The following is a 16,559-nucleotide window of genomic DNA, read 5'->3' as shown; positions in this document are numbered from 1 at the left end:
CAACCCTACGGGGCCCCGCTGACAGCGGGCGCACACCGACGGGGATTCATGGCCGGTGGAGAGGGTTGGGCACGGTCCCGTACTGCACGGCGTGCGGACGGTCGGGACGGTCGCGGTAGCCGTCCTCGTAGAGCCGGTTCCTGTTCAGACACAGCCTCGCGATGCGCTCGCCGAGCAGGTCGAAGAGCTCGTAGCGCTCCTTGAGCTCGGGGAAGCGCGCCTGGTGGCGCATGATCTCGGCCCTCACGAGCGACCAGAAATCGTCCTCCGGAACGTCGAGGCGGTCCTCGCACAGGGCGGACAGGTAGCGGAAGACTCCGATGAACAGTCCGGAGTGGATGAACTGCGGCAGGAAGTCGGCGGGCTCGGTGAGGAGGACGGCCCGGACCTCGTCGGGCACGGAGGCCAGCTCGGGCAGCGGCTCGTCACTGATGTTGACGTCGTCCACGAAGTCCTTGACCGCGAGCCGGACCGGGACGTCGCGCTCGTCGAAGATCACGACGGCGTTCTCGCCGTGCGGCGAGAAGACGGTGCCGTAGCGGTAGAGGAAGTGGAGCAGCGGGGGCAGGACGGCGGCGAAGAGCCGCTGGAGCCAGACGGCGGGTGTCAGGCCGGAGCGGGCGACCAGCTCGGCGGTGAAGGACCGGCCGCGGGGGTCGGTGTGGAGCAGTGAGGCGAGCGTGCGGGCGCGCTCGCCCGCCTCCAGGAGACCGGTGAGGGGCTCGCGCCAGATCGCTCCGAGGAGTTCCTTGTACTGGTACGGGACCTCGGGGAGCCGGTCGTACACGGGGTGGCGGACGGTGACGGAGGCGACCTCGCCGAGCAGGACGACCCGGCATTCGTCGCGCAGGAAGGCGTCGCCGTCGCGGAGGGAGTGGATCCAGGCGGTGACGGCGGGGGCCGCGAGGGCGAGGTCGGAGGGCAACCCGCGCCAGACCATGGTGTTGAAGACCGAGAGCGGGAGCTTGACGCTGTGCCGGTCCGGGCGGCTGAGGTTGAGGAAGGTACGGATCGACTGCTGGGGCAGCCGGACGTCGGGATCGGCGGGGAGCGGGACGAGGTCGCCCGCGGCGAGCGCCGGGGCGAAGAGGGGGACGACGACCTCGTCCCACTGCCAGGGGTGCATGGGGAAGTAGAGGTAGCGCTGCGGGTCGAGGCCGCGGTCGCGGAGGGTCCGGTCGAAGGCCGCGCGGGTGGCCGGGTCGAGCTCGGCGGAGTAGAGCCGGGCCGGGTCCTGCAGGCCGGCGGTGCCGCGGTAGGCGGCGAGCGAGGTGTGGGCGGCGAGCCAGGGCAGGCGCTGGCGGGTGCGGGCCTCGGGGGCCCAGGCGGTGGTGTCGGAGGCGGACAGTCCGATGCGGCCCTTGTTGAGGACGAGCCACGGGTGGCCGGTCTGGTGGCCTTCGAGGGCCGCGTAGTCAAGGTCGGCGAGGACGTCGGCGGTGAGGGCGGTGTGGTCGAGCCGGGCGTCGGCGGCGAGGGTGGCGCTGAGTTCGCGTACGAGGTGGCCGAGGGTGGCTCCGTCGAGGCCGAGGAGGGTGCGGGCGCGGACGAGGAAGGCGTACGGGTCCCCGAAGGAGGCCGGGGCGGCCGGTGCGGGTGGGGGCGGTGTGAGCGTGATGGTGTCCGGTGCGACGTGCCAGCTGCCGTACACGCGGCGGCGGGCCCGGAAGCCGAGGCTGCTGCCGTCGTCGAGGGTCAGCGTCCACGCGTCTCCGGCGGCGGCCGGGGCGGGGCCGGGGACGGCGGGGCCTGGAACGGGGCCGGGGACGGTGACGGGGCGGATGATCTCCTCGTAGGCGAATTCGGCGAGCATTTTGGCGAGGAGCCTGCGGGCGGCTAAGTGCCAGGTCGGGAGGGTGAGTTCGGGCGGCGTGGAGGGGTGCTGGGGCGACGGCGGCAGGACGGGCTCCGTCGGGTCGGGGGCTGCTGGGAAATTCGGCACGGGACTCCTCGAAGATCCGGGAACTTTGCTGCGCGGCGCAGAGTTTTCGAAGGGAGAGGTGCGAGCGACGACGACGGTCGGGGCGGGCGGGTACGGCGATCAGAGGAGATTGCGCAGGGCCCGCTCCCGGACCATCAGGGCGGCGCGCTTCTCGGGGAGGTCGATTTCCGCATGGCAGCGGAAACCTGAGCTGAGGAAGGCCGATACGGAGGGGGTGTTGCGGATGTCCGGTTCCGCGACGACGCGTGTGCAGCGGGGACGGTTGCCGAGGACGAGGTCGGTGACGGCGCGGAGCAGAGCCGTGCCCAGCCCGCGGCCGCGGTTCGTGCCGTCTCCGATGAGCAGGTGGATACCCGTGTCGTGGGGGCGCGCCGGGTAGTGCCGGGAGAGCGGGTCGAGGTCGGCCCGGTAGATCTCCCAGTAGCTCATCGGTGTGCCGTCGAGGAGGCCGAGGCAGGGGATGCTCTCGCCGTCGCCGTCGAGTTGGGACCGCAGGTGGGCCGCGGTGACCGCGGCGGGCCCGTCGAGTTCCCAGTAGGCGGCCACCTCGGGGTCGTTCATCCAGCGGGTGAGGAGTGGCAGGTCTCGGCCCGGCCGTACGGGTTCGAGGCGGAAGGCTCCGGCCCGGGTGGTGACGCTGCCCCAGGTGGCCGGTGAATCCAGCAGGTCGGCCTCGGCGAGCAGGGGCAACAGGCCGACGTCGAGACGTGTCGCGGCAGTGGGCTGCACCAGGCCGAGGACGTCGAACGCATCGACGTCGCGCGGGGCGTCGAGACGGGGTCCGGCTGAAACGGCGGCGGTGTCCGTGAGGCGCATCGGGGGATCTCCTCCGCGTCGGGCGCCGACGCGTCAATCGTGAAGGGGGTTGGTGATGGTGACGTAGACGGACTGGGTGTCGACGGGGCCGACCAGCTCGTCGAGGCCGCCCAGGCGGGTGAGCAGGTTCGCCTTGCAGCGCAGTGTGGGCGAGTCGAGGAGCCGGGTGGGAAGCGGGCCGAGGCCCGCGGCCTTGGCGAGGAAGCGGCGGAAGGCGGCCAGGAGGACGCGTTCGTCGGCGAGGCGCTGGGAGCCGAAGGCACCGATCAGGCCGAGCACGTTGTTGATGCCGAGGTAGTAGGCGAAGCGCTCGTCGGTGACGGAGTCGGACACGAAGGTGTCGCTGCGGCTGCCGATGCCGGGGAGCCTCTGCTCCAGTTCCGCGCGGCGGGATGCGCGGAAGTAGTAGCCCTGGTTGTCGCGGTAGCGGCCGCCGGCCGGCCAGCCGGCCGGGTCGAGGAGGACCAGCGTGTTCTGCTGGTGCGCTTCGAGGGCGATGCCGGCCAGGGCGTCGAAGGCGAGGACCGGAAGGACCACATGGTCGAGGTAGCGCAGGAACCACTCGGCGGCGACGGCTGAGGTGGTGTGTCCGGTGGCGGAGGCGAGACCGGTGACGATCTCGGCGAGTCGGGAGCTCATGGTGGTCCGGCCGGGCCATGGGCGGGGGGAGGTGAGCGCGGCGATGCAGACGGCGTCGTCGCCCGAGCGGAAGGGGTTGTGACGGAGCAGGGCGTCGAGGCCGGGGACGGGGGTGCCGTCCGGGGCGTCCACGGCCACCCAGGCCGGGTCGCGGACGATGTCGAAGCCGGGGTGGGCCGCCTGCCATTGCTCGGCGAGGCCGGTGCGGAGCAGCCGGTGCACCTCGACGCCGCGGTGGAGTTCCTTGCGGAGGTTCTCGCGGCGGGAGTTGGTGATGCGCAGGCCGAGGGAGAGCTTGAGCATCGCGGGGACGCCGGGCCGGTGGACGGTGCGGACGGAGGAGGTCGGGTACCAGGCCTCGCCGTGCGGGCCCAGGTCGTGCAGGAGTCCTGCGTCGCGGAGGGCGGTGACGGAGGGGCGTTGGAGGAGGTCTCGGGCCTGCCAGGGGTGCAGGGGAAGGGGGGCAGTGCCGTCGGGCAGTGGGAGTCCGGGGGCGAGCCGGCCGAGGAGTTGCGGTGCTGAGACGGGCCGGCCGCGCTCGGTCCAGGCGGATTCGGTGGCGAGCGCGGAGGGAGCGACCGCGAACCAGTGCAGGGGGAAGGAGCCGTGGAGTTCGGGTGAGTAGCGACGGGCTTCGGTCTCGGAGAGTCCTTCACGGCTCTTCGGGTCGGGTTGGAGGGGGTGGCCGAGCAGGAGCGACTGTTCGGCGGTGAGGAAGCGGTCCGCGGAGGCGGGGGCCGGGGCGGTGGGGCGCTCTCGCCGGTCGGCGATGAACTCGGTGGTACGGCGCACCGAGTCGGCGACCCGGCCGACGAGATCGGCGCTGCCGTGACCGTCGCCGGCTCCCTCGCGGGCGATGAGCGCGGCAAGGGTGACGGCGTCCAGGCAGGGCGCGGTGGGGGCCGTGCCTTCGAGGCGGGCGGGGCCGAAGCGGTGCCAGCCCGCGTGGGACCAGTGGCGTACGCCGACCAGCACGGCGGTGCCGGATGCGGGAAGGGGGATGCGCAGCGGGCTTCCGGCGGGGCCGTCGGGGCGGTGAAGTCCGGATTCGCGGACCCAGCACCGGAGCAGGTTCTCCACGGCCGCGGCGTCGGCGGCGCGGGCCGGGTCGGGGTCGTCCAGCGGGTCGGGGCCGGCGATCGGCTCCGGTCGGATGAAGCCCGGCAAACCGGTGCGCGCTCTGGGGGTGCCGTCCTTCTGGCGGGGCACGGTGGCGGTCGCCCCGGCGTCGGCCGCGCCGGGCTGCGGGGACGGTGTGCCGGGCGCGGCCTCCTGGCCCAGGAGGTTCCCGGTCGTGTGCCCGTCGGTGGGGGCGGCGGCATCGGAGCGGGGTACGGCGGCCGGTTCGGCCGAGGGGATGTGCGGGTCGGCCGGGCCGGGCTCCGGGGCCGCTGCCTGACCGTGCTCCGCGCCCCGGGACGTCGTGGGAGCCGGCGATGCCGGTGTGCCGGTGGCCGGGACGGGCCCGGGCGCCGGCCGCGGCGGAGCAGGGTCCCGTACGGGGCCGGCGGCGGACGCCGCGGGTTCGGGACCGGGACCGGGACCGGGGTCCGGTGACGGCTGCCCCGGGGCGGCGGCTGCGGGCTCGGGGTGCGGGAGAGCCGTGCGGACAGGGTCGGGCTGCGGCGGGGTTGGTGGCTGCGGGGGCGCCTGCCATTCGAGGGCGGCGGGCAGGGAGACGGCGGAAGCCGGGGTGACGGGAAGGGGGTTGGAGCGGATCGGTGTCGTCGGTGTGAGAGGAGTGGTCGGGGTGGACTGGTGCGGCTCGGGCATCGCGGGTCCTCGGGTGGCAGGTCAGCGGGTCCGGCGGGCGGCGGCCGGGATGGCGTCGGCCAGGCGGTCGAGGACCGCCGCGGCCTGCTCGTCGGTCAGGGTCAGCGGTGGGAGCAGGCGTACCACGGCGCCGTGGCGGCCGCCGAGTTCGACGATCAGGCCCCGCTCCAGGCACTCCTGGCGGACGGCCGCGGCGAGGGCCGGTGCGGCGGCCCCGGTGTCGGGATCGACGAGTTCGAGGCCGATCATCAGGCCCCGGCCCCGGACGTCCCCGATGCAGGGGTGGCCGGAGGCCAGACCGCGCAGGGCCGCCATCATCCGGTCGCCGAGGACGGCGGCGCGTTCGGCGAGCCGGTTCTCCCGGACGAAGGTGAGCGTGGCGGTGCCGGCGGCCATGGCGAGCTGGTTGCCGCGGAAGGTTCCGGCGTGGGCTCCGGGGGTCCAGACGTCCAGGCCCGACCGGTACACGATCACCGCGAGGGGCAGGCTGCCTCCGATCGCCTTGGACAGGACCATCACGTCGGGCACCACCCCGGCGCGGTCGACGCCCCAGAAGGCTCCGGTCCGGCCGACTCCCGTCTGCACCTCGTCGGCGATGAGGGGGATTCCCCTCGACGCGGTGATCTCGCGCATGCGGCGCAGCCAGGCGTCCGGGGCGGGGTTGACCCCGCCCTCGCCCTGCACGGGTTCGACGATCAGGCCCGCGGGGAGGGGGATACCGCCCTTGGGGTCGTCGAGCAGGTTCTCCGTCCAGCGCGCGGCGAGTTCGGCTCCCTCCGGGCCGCCGACGCCGAACGGGCAGCGGAAGTCCTGGGGATAGGGAAGCCGGGTCACCCGGGTCTCGGCAGCGCCTCCCGAGGCTTCCAGGGCTCCGGCGGTCATGCCGTGGTACGCCCCGGTGAAGGCGAGCAGTCCGGGTCGCCCGGTCGCGGTGCGGACCAGTTTCAGGGCGGCTTCCACGGCGTCCGTGCCGGCGGGCCCGCAGAACTGGATGCGCGCGTCGGCGGCCAGCTCCGGCGGCAGGTTGGCGAACAGTTCCGTGGTGAAGGCGTCCTTGACCGGTGTCGCGAGGTCCAGCACGTGGAGCGGCGCACCCGAGTCGAGGACACCGCGGACTGCCTCCAGCACCACGGGATGGTTGTGTCCGAGCGCGAGGGTGCCGGCGCCGGAGAGGCAGTCGAGGTAACGCCGGCCGTCGGCCCCCTCGATGGTCAGTCCGCGGGCCCGCACGGGGACGATGGGCAGGGACCGGGCATAGGTCCGGGCGGCGGACTCCCGCTGCGCCTGCCGGCGCAGGATGCCCTCGTGACCTGCTGCGCGGGCACCCTGCGGAGGCACTTGGGGCGTCGCTCGCGGCGGGCTCTGTGTCGCGGCCGTCGCCGCCCCGGCCGGCTCGGTGAAAGCCACGGGTGTCGCTCCTCCCACACTGACTGCGCTGACGGATTGCCCTTCGAACACCGACGCTCCCCTCCATCCCCCGTACGTACCAACGACGGTGAAGGCGACGGATCACGGGTGGAGGCAAGATCCTTGGTACTCAAGATGTGAGTAAAAGGAACCGCTGACCCGGGCTGTGTCGTCCAAGGCGGCAGCGGCATAGTGGGGGGCTCCACTCCAAGCCTCGAACCTCCAGGGGGACGAACGACATGCGACCGAACCGACCGGTCACCGCGACGCTGTGCGCGGCCGCCCTCGTGCTGACCGCCGCTGCCTGCGGCCCCGGCGACGGGGAGGCCGGCGGCGACGCCAAGCCGACCGTGGCGGCGAGCCTGCCGAACGCGGACGGGATAAAGATCCCGGACCAGCTGAAGGAAAAGCTCAAGGAGCGCGGCATAGACCTGGAGAAGTGGAAGGGGGGTGAGTGGAAGAACTGGAAGCAGGAGGACTGGCTCCGCGAGGCGGGGGACTACATCAACCCGGTCATCGAGGACCTCTGGAACCCGGACCGCATGCGCGACGCCGAGCAGCCGCAGCGTCCGTCGGTCGACCCGGACGCGGGCAAGGACCAGGGTGTCACCGACCCGACCCCGGTGCCGGTCGCGGCCAAGCCCGCCACCGCGCCCTACAACAAGAGCGTTCCGGAGTCCGGCAAGGTCTTCTTCGACGGCCCCGAGGGCTCGATGGTCTGCTCGGCGACCGTGGTCAAGGACCCCGCGCACCCCGGCAAGTCGAACCTGGTCTGGACGGCGGGCCACTGCGTGCACGCGGGCAAGGCGGGCGGCTGGTACCGCAACATCGCCTTCGTCCCCTCCTACAACAACGCCGGCAAGCCGTCGGCGCAGCTCAAGGGCGCGCCCCGCGAGCAGGTGGCTCCGTTCGGCGTGTGGTGGAGCGACTGGGCGCAGACGTCCGACCAGTGGATCGCTACCGGCGGTCCGACCGGCGGCGCGGGTGCTCCGTACGACTTCGCCGTGCTGCACGTGACCCCCGAGAAGGGCAGCAAGAAGTCTCTTGAGGAGACGGTCGGTTCGGCGCTGCCGGTGGAGTTCACCGCCCCCGCCGTGCCGAAGGTCGCGAGCCTGACGGCGACGGGCTACCCGGCGGCGGCCCCCTTCGACGGCCAGAAGGCCTACCAGTGCACGGACAAGCCGGGCCGGCTGACCCTGCGGGCGAACGAGCCGGTGATGTACCGCATCGGCTGCACGATGACCGGCGGCGCCTCCGGTGGCGGCTGGGTCGCGACGGGCTCCGACGGCAAGCCGGCGCTGGTGTCGAACACCTCGATCGGCCCGGCCAAGGCCGGATGGCTGGCCGGACCGCGGCTGGGTCCGGAGGCGAAGGGCATCTTCGACGCCGTCAGCCGCAAGTTCAAGTAGTTCCCGCCTCCGTACCGTCCCGACCCGTCCCGGAGCGGCACAAGGACGAGGGCGAGGACGAGGACGAGGACGAGGACGAGGACGAGAGTGAACGACCGAGGGCCCCCTGCACACCGCAGGGGGCCCTCGAACGTCACGCCGTCATACCCGCACCGTCAGGTGGTGGGCACCGGCCCGGCTACTGCTTCGCCAGCGCGTACGGTGCCAGGTCCGCCGCCAGTTCCTGGTGGACGCGCACCTTCAGCAGGGTGCCCTCCGCGGTGTGCTCCTCGGAGATCACCTCGCCCTCGGCATGCGCCTTGGCGACGAGCGAGCCGCGCGTGTACGGCACCAGGGCCTCCACCTCGACCTCGGGCCGCGGCAGTTCGGAGTCGATGAGCGCGAGGAGTTCCTCGATGCCCATGCCCGTACGCGCCGAGACGGCGATGGAGTGCCGCTCGATGCGCAGCAGCCGCTGCAGCACGAGCGGATCCGCGGCGTCGGCCTTGTTGACCACCACGATCTCGGGCACGTTGACCGCGCCGACCTCGCGGATGACCTCGCGGACCGCCGCCAGCTGCTCCTCCGGCGCCGGGTGCGAGCCGTCGACGATGTGCAGGATCAGGTCGGAGTCGCCGACCTCCTCCATCGTGGAGCGGAACGCCTCGACCAGGTGGTGGGGCAGGTGCCGGACGAATCCGACCGTGTCGGCCAGGGTGTAGACCCGGCCGCTCGGCGTCTCGGCCCGGCGCACGGTCGGGTCGAGGGTGGCGAACAGGGCGTTCTCCACCAGGACGCCCGCGCCCGTGAGGCGGTTGAGCAGCGAGGACTTGCCGGCGTTCGTGTAACCGGCGATGGCGACCGAGGGCACCTTGTTGCGGCGCCGTTCCTGCCGCTTGATGTCGCGGCCGGTCTTCATCTCCGCGATCTCCCGGCGCATCTTCGCCATCTTCTCGCGGATCCGTCGCCGGTCGGTCTCGATCTTGGTCTCACCGGGGCCTCGGGTGGCCATGCCGCCACCGCCGCCGCCACCCATCTGCCGGGACAGCGACTGACCCCAGCCACGCAGCCGCGGCAGCATGTACTGCATCTGCGCGAGCGCGACCTGCGCCTTGCCCTCTCGGGACTTGGCGTGCTGGGCGAAGATGTCGAGGATCAGGGCGGTCCGGTCGACCACCTTGACCTTGACGACGTCTTCGAGGGCGATGAGCTGACCGGGGCTGAGCTCTCCGTCGCAGACGACGGTGTCGGCGCCGCTCTCCATGACGATGTCACGCAGCTCGCGGGCCTTGCCCGAACCGATGAAGGTCGCCGGGTCCGGCTTGTCGCGGCGCTGGATGACGCCGTCCAGTACGAGAGCACCCGCCGTCTCGGCGAGGGCGGCGAGCTCCGCGAGGGAGTTCTCCGCGTCCTGCACCGTGCCGGAGGTCCAGACACCGACGAGGACGACGCGCTCCAGGCGGAGCTGTCGGTACTCGACCTCGGTGACGTCCTCGAGCTCGGTGGAGAGGCCGGCCACCCGGCGCAGGGCCGCGCGCTCGGAACGGTCGAACTGGTCGCCGTCCCGGTCTCCGTCGATCTCGTGGCTCCAGGCGACGTCCTCTTCCATCAGGGCGTCGGCCCGAAGGCTCTCGGTGAAGCTCTGCGAGTCACGCATCTCGGATGCGTCCCGCGCGTCCTGGGAAGGGGAAGAAGAGGAGGTCATTGGATCCTTACGTCGATTCGAATAGCAGTGTCACGTCCGGCGGGGACACGGTAGCTGTCTCGTCCAACGTGTCACACCGCCCGGGGATTCCCCGAACGGACCCGTCGATGGTGACATGCCCGTTCCTCGGTGGTCACACCCTTTTCCCGGCGGGCGCGGCCTTGTCCGCCGCCGGGGTGCTCCACTCCGGGTGTCCCGGCATCGGCGGGGTCTTGGCCCCGTACAGCCACGGCTGCAGGAAGGGCTCCAGGTCACGGCCCGCCTCCTGCGAGGCGAGGCGTACGAAGTCCGCCGTGCCCGCGATGCCGTCCCGGTACTGCTCGACCCAGCGCCGTTCGATCCGGTCGAAGGCGGCGGCGCCGATCTCCTGCCGCAGTGCGTAGAGGATCAGCGCGGAGCCGTCGTAGACCACGGGCCGGAACAGTCCGATCTTCTCGCCGGGCGCGGCCGCCTTCGGGGCGGCCGGGGGGCCGCCCGCCGCCCGCCACTGGTCGGAGCGCTGGTACGCCTCGCGCATGCGCCGCTCCAGGGAGTACTTGCCGAGCCCGTCCGCGTAGAGGGCCTCGTACCAGGTGGCGTGTCCTTCGTTGAGCCACAGGTCGGACCAGGTCCGGGGGCTGACGCTGTCACCGAACCACTGGTGGGCGAGCTCGTGGACCATGACCGCCTCGACGTACCACTCGGGGTAGCCCTCGCCGGAGAACAGGCTGCTCTCGAAGAGCGAGAGGGTCTGCGTCTCCAGCTCGAAGCCGGTCGTGGCCCGGGCGATCAGGATCCCGTAGTTCTCGAAGGGGTAGCGGCCGACCCGCTCCTCCATCCACGCGATGTGGCCGGCGGTCTTCTTCAGCCAGGGGTCGAGGCGCTGCCGGTCGGCGGCGGGCACCACGTCTCGCAGCGGCAGTCCGTGCGGGCCGGTCCCGTGCACGACGGCGGAGCGGCCCACGGAGACCTGGGCCAGCTCGGTGGCCATCGGGTGCCGGGTCCGGTACGTCCACGTCGTCGAGTCGCCCGTACGCCGGGCCGGTCCCGACGGGAGCCCGTTGGCGACGGCCGTGAGCCCGGCGGGGGCACTGATCCGGAAGGTGAAGAGGGCCTTGTCGGCGGGGTGGTCGTTGCAGGGGAACACCCGGTGGGCGGCGTCCGCCTGGTTGGCCATGGCCAGACCGTCCTCGGTGGGCACCCAGCCGCCGTCCCCGCGGCCGCGGGGATCGCTGGTGTGCCGGACGGTGATGCGCAGCGCGCCGCCGTCGGCGACCGCGCGCCGCGGGGTCAGCACGAGGTCCTCCCCCACGCTCTCGAACCGTGCGGGCTCCCCGTTGACCTCGGCGGACGCCACCTTGCCGTGGGTGAAGTCCAGGTTGATCCGCTCCAGCGGCTCCAGCGCCCGGGCGTCGATGACGGTGACCGCGTCGAGCGGCGTCCGGTTGTCCTTGTAGGAGAAGGACAGGTCGTACGAGAGCACGTCGTAGCCGGGGTTCCCGAGCTCGGGGAAGAGCCGGTCGCCGATGCCCAGGGGCTTCGGCGGGGGCAGTACCGCGGCGACGAGGGTGAGGGAGGCCGCGGCGAGCAGGGCGGCGCGCAGGCGGGGCGAGGAGAGCTGCATCCACCACCGCTTACCAGGGCCCGCCGCGGGGCCGTGCACGGCGCGCGACGGGTCCACCCGAACGGGATCTTCCGGCGGCCGCCCCCTACGCCCGGCTGACGTCGTACACGCCCGGCACGTCCCGCATGGCGCGCATCAGGGCGGAGAGTCCGGCCGCGTCGGGCAGCTGGAGGGTGTAGGTGTGCCGGACCCGTCCCTCGACGGGCGGTTCCACGGTCGCGGAGACCACCTCGACGCCCTCGCGGGCGATGGCCTCGGTCAGGTCGGCGAGCAGGTGGGGGCGGCCGAACGATTCAGCGAGCAGGGTGACCCGGCAGTCGGCCGTGGCCCGCCAGTGCACGGCGACGGAGGTACGGCCCACCGCGCGCATCTGTGCCACGGCCGCGCACTGGACGCGGTGCACGGTGACGGCTCCGCCGCGGACCAGGAAGCCGGCCACCGCGTCCGGTGGGACCGGGGTGCAGCACCCGGCCAGCCGTACGGTGGCGTCGGGCAGGTCGGCGACGGCGTTGGCCCCGCCGCCCCGGGCTCCGACGACCGACAGGGGCGCCCGCGCAGCCGTGGTGGTGGCCATGGCGCGGTCGGGGTGGGCATCGAGCCAGCTGCTGATGGCGATGCGGGCGGCGGGCGTCCTGGCGTGGTCCAGCCATTCGGCGGCCGGTCCGGAGGAGGTGTCCTGCGCGAGCAGCAGCTGGACGGTGTCCCCGTCGGACAGTGGTGAGGACAGGGAGGTGAGGCGCCCGTTGACGCGAGCGCCGATACAGCCGTGGGCCGCCTCGCCGTGCTGCGCGTAGGCGGCGTCGATACAGCTGGCCCCGGCCGGGAGGCCCAGCGTGCCCCCGTCGGCCCGGAAGACGGTGATCTCCCGGTCCTGTGCGAGCTCGGCGCGGAGCACGGTCCAGAAGGTGTCGGGGTCGGGGGCGGACTGCTGCCAGTCGAGCAGCCGTGAGAGCCAGCCGGGCCGGGTGGGGTCGGCCCGCTCCTCGTCCGGGTGGGCGGTGGCATCCGGGGTCGCGGTGGCGTACGGGTTGCCGAGCGCGACCACGCCGGCCTCGGCGACGCGGTGCATCTGCCGGGTGCGCACGATGACCTCGGCCACGTATCCCTCGGGGGTGGCCACGGCGGTGTGGAGCGACTGGTAGAGGTTGAACTTGGGGGTGGCGATGAAGTCCTTGAACTCGGAGACCACCGGGGTGAAGCAGGTGTGGAGCTCGCCCAGGACGGCGTAGCAGTCGGCGTTCTCGCCGACGAGGATGAGGATGCGGCCGAAGTCGGAACCGCGCAGCTCGCCGCGGGTGCGGGAGATCCGGTGCACGGATACGAAGTGCCGGGGCCTGACCTGTACTTCGGCGGCGATGCCGGCCTCGCGCAGGACGGTCCGCACGGAGTCGGCGATGCCGGGCAGCGGGTCGCTCTCGCCGGCGTGGGCGGCGATGAGGGCGCGGGTGCTCTCGTACTCCTCGGGGTGCAGGATCGCGAAGACGAGGTCTTCCAGTTCGGTCTTGAGGGCCTGTACGCCGAGCCGCTCGGCCAGCGGGATCAGGACGTCGCGCGTGACCTTGGCGATGCGTGCCTGTTTCTCGGGGCGCATCACGCCCAGGGTGCGCATGTTGTGCAGCCGGTCGGCGAGTTTGATGGACATCACGCGGACGTCGTTGCCGGTGGCGACGAGCATCTTGCGGAAGGTCTCCGGCTCGGCGGCGGCGCCGTAGTCGATCTTCTCGACCTTGGTGACGCCGTCGACGATGAAGCGGACCTCGTCGCCGAACTCGGCGCGGACCTGATCGAGGGTCACGTCGGTGTCCTCGACGGTGTCGTGCAGCAGAGAGGCCGTCAGGGTGGTTGTCTCGGCGCCCAGTTCGGCGAGGATCAGGGTAACGGCGAGCGGATGTGTGATGTACGGCTCACCACTTTTTCGCATCTGGCCGCGGTGGGAGCTCTCCGCGAGGAGATAGGCACGCCGCAGAATGGACATATCGGCGTCCGGGTGGTGGGCGCGATGGGCCTCGGCCACGTGGCCGATCGCGTCCGGGAGCCGGTCCCGGGACGTCGGCCCGAGCAGGGCCGCGCGCCCGAGCCGACGCAGATCGAGCCTGCTCCGGCCCCGTCTGCGGAGCTCAGGGCGCGCTTCGGGGTGTGCTTCGGGGTTCGTGGCCTCTGCACTCATGGGCACCTCCGGCGGCTTCGACCGGCGGTGGTGGGCATGGGGTGAGCCCTCAGGGCCGGTGCCTGATGTTACCGACCCCACCACGTGGCGCAGTCCACCTCTCGCGCAGCGTGAAACGGATCACCCATTAGAGGGAAGCTTCAGGAGAAAGCCGTTTCGGTGAGCCAGGCCTCGTCGAACGCGCCCGCGGCCACGATCACGGCCGGTCCGGTCATGTCGATCCGGCCGTCGGGGTGTTCGGTGATGACGAGCGTTCCGCCGGGGAGGTCGACGGTGTACGTGGCCGGTTCCCCGGTGGTGGCGGGGTCCACGCCGTCGCGGCGGATGGCGGCCACGGCGACGGCGCAGGCACCGGTGCCGCAGGAGCGGGTCTCGCCGGAGCCGCGCTCGTGGACGCGCATGGCGACGTGCCGGGGGCCGCGGTCGACGACGAATTCGACATTGACACCCGTCGGGTAGGCGGACGCCGGGCTGAACGGCGGGGCGGTGTACAGGTTCCCGGCGTCGTCGAGGCTGTCGACGAACGCGACCGCGTGCGGGTTCCCCATGTTCACGTTGCGGGCGGGCCAGCTGCGCGCTCCGACGCTGACGGTGACCTCGCCCTCGGGGAACTCGGCGCGGCCCATGGAGACGGTGACGTCGCCCGCCTTGTCGAGGTGCACGTGCTTGACGCCGCCCCGCGTGGCGACGGCGAGGTCACCCGGTTCGACGTGACCGGCGTACTGGAGGTAGCGGGCAAAGACGCGCACGCCGTTGCCGCACATCTCGGCGATGGAGCCGTCGCTGTTGCGGTAGTCCATGAACCACTCCGCCTCGTCGGCCAGGTGCGCCGCCTCGGGGTGCGCGGCGGACCGGACGACGTGGAGGACGCCGTCGCCGCCGATGCCGGCGCGCCGGTCGCAGAGCTTCGCGACGGCGGACGCGGGCAGCTCGATGGCGTTGTCCGGGTCCGGGACGATCACGAAGTCGTTCTCGGTGCCGTGGCCCTTGAGGAAGGGGAGGGTGGTCTGCGTCACCCGCCCATCGTACCGAGCACCTGCTCGGAGCCGCGGTGCGGCCCGTCGGCCATCACCGGCCCGGCGATCGGGCAGCGGGCCCGGCGATCGGTCGGCGGGCCCCGGTGGGGGTCAGCGGAGCCGGGCGACCCGGTACACGGCGAGGCCTACGACGACCAGCGCGACCACGGCGTACAGCGCGGCCATGCGCCAGTCGGCGCGGCGGCCGCTCCCCCGGGCCGGGAGGCCGGGCCAGGTGTAGCCGACCCGTCGGGCGGCCATCATCCCCCAGCCTCCGGCGCAGCAGCTGATGAGGAAGCCGAGCATGGCGACCACGGCTCCGCCGTCGCCGAACTCGAAGGCGAGGGGGAAGGCGAACATCAGCGAACCGGCCGCGGCGAGCATCACGATGGGGGCGATCTGCCAGACGCGCAGGCGGCGCTGCGGTCGCAGTTCGACCTCGTACTCGGGTCCGGCGGCCGCCTCGGCCTCGGCAGTGTCCGGGGCGTCCGGGCCGTCGGGGGTCAGCCGCGCGGGGTCGGCGGGCAGCCCGAGGCCCGCGGTCCCGTCAGTCCCGCCGAGAAGCATCGGATCCGCTTCCCGCCGGGTGTCGTCCCGCCCGGTGTCGCGAGGGCCGGCCTCCATCGCCACGCGCCCTCCCCACTCGGACTCAGTACGCCGCCATGCATCGCAGGTGATCGCACCCGCTGGAGTTTGATGATGGCACGCCCTCGGGCCCGCTACGGGCGCCCGGGGCTTCCCGATGCCATCACGTGATCAGGCTGTAACCGCTCGTTCGACCAACGACGTGGCAAGTCCGGGGAGTTCCCCCCGGTCCGCGGCGGCTCCGCTGAGCCAGTGCACCCGCGGATCACGGCGGAACCAGGAGTCCTGGCGGCGGGCGAACCGCTTGGTCGCCCGGACCGTCTCCGCCCGGGCCTCGTCCTCGGTGCACTCGCCGGCGAGCGCGGCCAGCACCTGCTGGTAGCCCAGCGCGCGGGAGGCGGTGATGCCGTCCCGGAGCCCGCGGGCCTCCAGCGCGCGGACCTCGTCCACCAGCCCGTCCTCCCACATCCGGTCGACGCGCAGCGCGATCCGCTCGTCCAGCTCGGGCCGGGCCACGTCGACGCCGATCTGGACGGTGTCGTAGACGGACTCGTGGCCGGGCAGGTTCGCGGTGAACGGCTTGCCGGTGATCTCGATGACCTCCAGCGCGCGGACGATGCGGCGGCCGTTGCTGGGCAGGATGGCCCGGGCGGCCTCGGGGTCGGCGGCGGCGAGGCGGGCGTGCAGGGCTCCGGGGCCGCGCAGGGTGACCTCTTCCTCCAGCCGGGCGCGGACCTCGGGGTCGGTGCCGGGGAACTCCATGACGTCGAGGGCGCCCCGGACGTACAGGCCGGATCCGCCGACGAGGACGGGGGTGCGGCCCTCGGCGAGCAGTTTGTCGATCTCCAGGCGGGCCAGCCGCTGGTACTCGGCCACGTTGGCGGTGTCGGTGACGTCCCAGATGTCGAGGAGGTGGTGCGGGACACCGCCGCGCTCCTCGGTCGTCAGCTTGGCGGTGCCGATGTCCATCCCCCGGTACAGCTGCATGGAGTCGGCGTTGACGACTTCGCCGTCGAACCGGCGTGCCAGGGCTACGCCCAGGTCTGACTTTCCTGCCGCGGTGGGACCGACGACGGCGATGACCCGCGGGGCGGGGGCTGCTTTCCTCACCGCCCCAGTCTCTCAGCCCCCGGTCAAGACACCTTCATGTACCCGATCGAGCTACGTGACGGGGCCGGAGGGGGGTCGTTGCCCTGGCGGGGTTCCGGCGGGGCGCACGCTGTGCGCACGCCCGGCGCAGACCGGTTCGGCCACCGCGGAACTTCACTCGCACGCGTAACGTTACGGGAGTAGACATGGGCGTTTTTGATCGGTTTTTTCGTCGTAAGGGCGAGGCCGTGACCGAGGAGGTCGCGGCCGCGGCTCCGGCGGCGGAGTCCGGTGCGGCCGACGAGGCCGGAGCTGCTGTCGAGGAGAGCGAGCCGGTGGAAGCCGTGGAGATTCCGAAGCAGCAGTCGGCCGAGGTGGCCGCGGACAGCGAGGCCGGCGAGGGCGCCCGGACGTAGCGAACGCCAACGG

General features: G+C 72.7%; 12 protein-coding genes. 2 read left to right on the top strand and 10 right to left on the bottom strand.

Going from position 1 to position 16,559, the window contains the following annotated elements; all coding sequences use genetic code 11:
* Window positions 1-46: 46 nt before the first annotated feature.
* The 4 genes from NRK68_RS25550 to NRK68_RS25535 all read right to left on the bottom strand — a co-directional run bounded on the left by NRK68_RS25550 (window position 47) and on the right by NRK68_RS25535 (window position 6,577).
* Entirely contained in the window at window positions 47-1,942 is a 1,896-nt protein-coding gene (locus NRK68_RS25550) for an IucA/IucC family protein (protein WP_373023648.1), read from the bottom strand.
* Window positions 1,943-2,041: 99 nt separating this feature from the next.
* Window positions 2,042-2,758: a GNAT family N-acetyltransferase gene (locus tag NRK68_RS25545; RefSeq protein ID WP_257856825.1), complete on the bottom strand. Its 717-nt coding sequence runs from the start codon at window positions 2,756-2,758 to the stop codon at window positions 2,042-2,044.
* Window positions 2,759-2,791: 33 nt separating this feature from the next.
* Window positions 2,792-5,170, bottom strand: coding sequence for an IucA/IucC family protein (locus NRK68_RS25540; protein WP_257856824.1), 2,379 nt, complete (start codon window positions 5,168-5,170; stop codon window positions 2,792-2,794).
* 21 nt (window positions 5,171-5,191) lie between these two features.
* On the bottom strand, window positions 5,192-6,577 hold the full coding sequence (locus NRK68_RS25535; protein WP_373023647.1) for a diaminobutyrate--2-oxoglutarate transaminase family protein: 1,386 nt from the start codon (window positions 6,575-6,577) through the stop codon (window positions 5,192-5,194).
* Between the two features lie 239 nt (window positions 6,578-6,816).
* Here NRK68_RS25535 and NRK68_RS25530 point away from each other — a divergent pair, with 239 nt between their 5' ends.
* On the top strand, window positions 6,817-7,986 hold the full coding sequence (locus NRK68_RS25530; RefSeq protein ID WP_183068230.1) for a trypsin-like serine peptidase: 1,170 nt from the start codon (window positions 6,817-6,819) through the stop codon (window positions 7,984-7,986).
* Between the two features lie 178 nt (window positions 7,987-8,164).
* Here the strand turns inward: NRK68_RS25530 and hflX are convergent, their stop codons facing one another.
* The 6 genes from hflX to miaA form a co-directional block, all read right to left on the bottom strand.
* On the bottom strand, window positions 8,165-9,670 hold the full coding sequence (gene hflX / locus NRK68_RS25525) for a GTPase HflX (protein ID WP_046779664.1): 1,506 nt from the start codon (window positions 9,668-9,670) through the stop codon (window positions 8,165-8,167).
* Window positions 9,671-9,803: 133 nt separating this feature from the next.
* Window positions 9,804-11,273 (bottom strand): M1 family metallopeptidase, encoded by a 1,470-nt coding sequence (locus tag NRK68_RS25520; RefSeq protein ID WP_183068229.1) that lies wholly within the window; start codon window positions 11,271-11,273, stop codon window positions 9,804-9,806.
* Between the two features lie 85 nt (window positions 11,274-11,358).
* Window positions 11,359-13,440, bottom strand: coding sequence for a RelA/SpoT family protein (locus NRK68_RS25515; RefSeq protein WP_257856823.1), 2,082 nt, complete (start codon window positions 13,438-13,440; stop codon window positions 11,359-11,361).
* 140 nt (window positions 13,441-13,580) lie between these two features.
* Complete coding sequence (dapF, locus tag NRK68_RS25510; RefSeq protein WP_257856822.1) at window positions 13,581-14,456, bottom strand: diaminopimelate epimerase; 876 nt, start codon at window positions 14,454-14,456, stop codon at window positions 13,581-13,583.
* A 111-nt stretch (window positions 14,457-14,567) separates the two neighbouring features.
* The gene (locus tag NRK68_RS25505) at window positions 14,568-15,080 is read right to left on the bottom strand and encodes a hypothetical protein (protein WP_183068356.1); all 513 of its coding nucleotides are present in this window, start codon (window positions 15,078-15,080) and stop codon (window positions 14,568-14,570) included.
* Between the two features lie 132 nt (window positions 15,081-15,212).
* The gene (miaA, locus tag NRK68_RS25500; RefSeq protein WP_183068226.1) at window positions 15,213-16,151 is read right to left on the bottom strand and encodes a tRNA (adenosine(37)-N6)-dimethylallyltransferase MiaA; all 939 of its coding nucleotides are present in this window, start codon (window positions 16,149-16,151) and stop codon (window positions 15,213-15,215) included.
* A 227-nt stretch (window positions 16,152-16,378) separates the two neighbouring features.
* Here miaA and NRK68_RS25495 point away from each other — a divergent pair, with 227 nt between their 5' ends.
* Window positions 16,379-16,546: a gliding motility protein gene (locus NRK68_RS25495; RefSeq protein ID WP_257856821.1), complete on the top strand. Its 168-nt coding sequence runs from the start codon at window positions 16,379-16,381 to the stop codon at window positions 16,544-16,546.
* Window positions 16,547-16,559: the final 13 nt, after the last annotated feature.

It is taken from the genome of Streptomyces yangpuensis (assembly GCF_024666385.1).
In the GTDB taxonomy this organism is placed as follows: Bacteria; Actinomycetota; Actinomycetes; order Streptomycetales; family Streptomycetaceae; genus Streptomyces; species Streptomyces yangpuensis.
Note: the sequence above shows the minus strand (reverse complement) of the source record. Positions and strands in the feature narration are given on the sequence as shown.

Coding starts and splice junctions, on each gene's coding strand:
- NRK68_RS25545 (WP_257856825.1), bottom strand. CDS start 2,758: ATGCGCCTCACGGACACCGCCGCCGTTTCAGCCGGACCCCGTCTCGAC.
- NRK68_RS25540 (WP_257856824.1), bottom strand. CDS start 5,170: ATGCCCGAGCCGCACCAGTCCACCCCGACCACTCCTCTCACACCGACG.
- NRK68_RS25530 (WP_183068230.1), top strand. CDS start 6,817: ATGCGACCGAACCGACCGGTCACCGCGACGCTGTGCGCGGCCGCCCTC.
- hflX (WP_046779664.1), bottom strand. CDS start 9,670: ATGACCTCCTCTTCTTCCCCTTCCCAGGACGCGCGGGACGCATCCGAG.
- NRK68_RS25520 (WP_183068229.1), bottom strand. CDS start 11,273: ATGCAGCTCTCCTCGCCCCGCCTGCGCGCCGCCCTGCTCGCCGCGGCC.
- NRK68_RS25515 (WP_257856823.1), bottom strand. CDS start 13,440: ATGAGTGCAGAGGCCACGAACCCCGAAGCACACCCCGAAGCGCGCCCT.
- NRK68_RS25505 (WP_183068356.1), bottom strand. CDS start 15,080: ATGGAGGCCGGCCCTCGCGACACCGGGCGGGACGACACCCGGCGGGAA.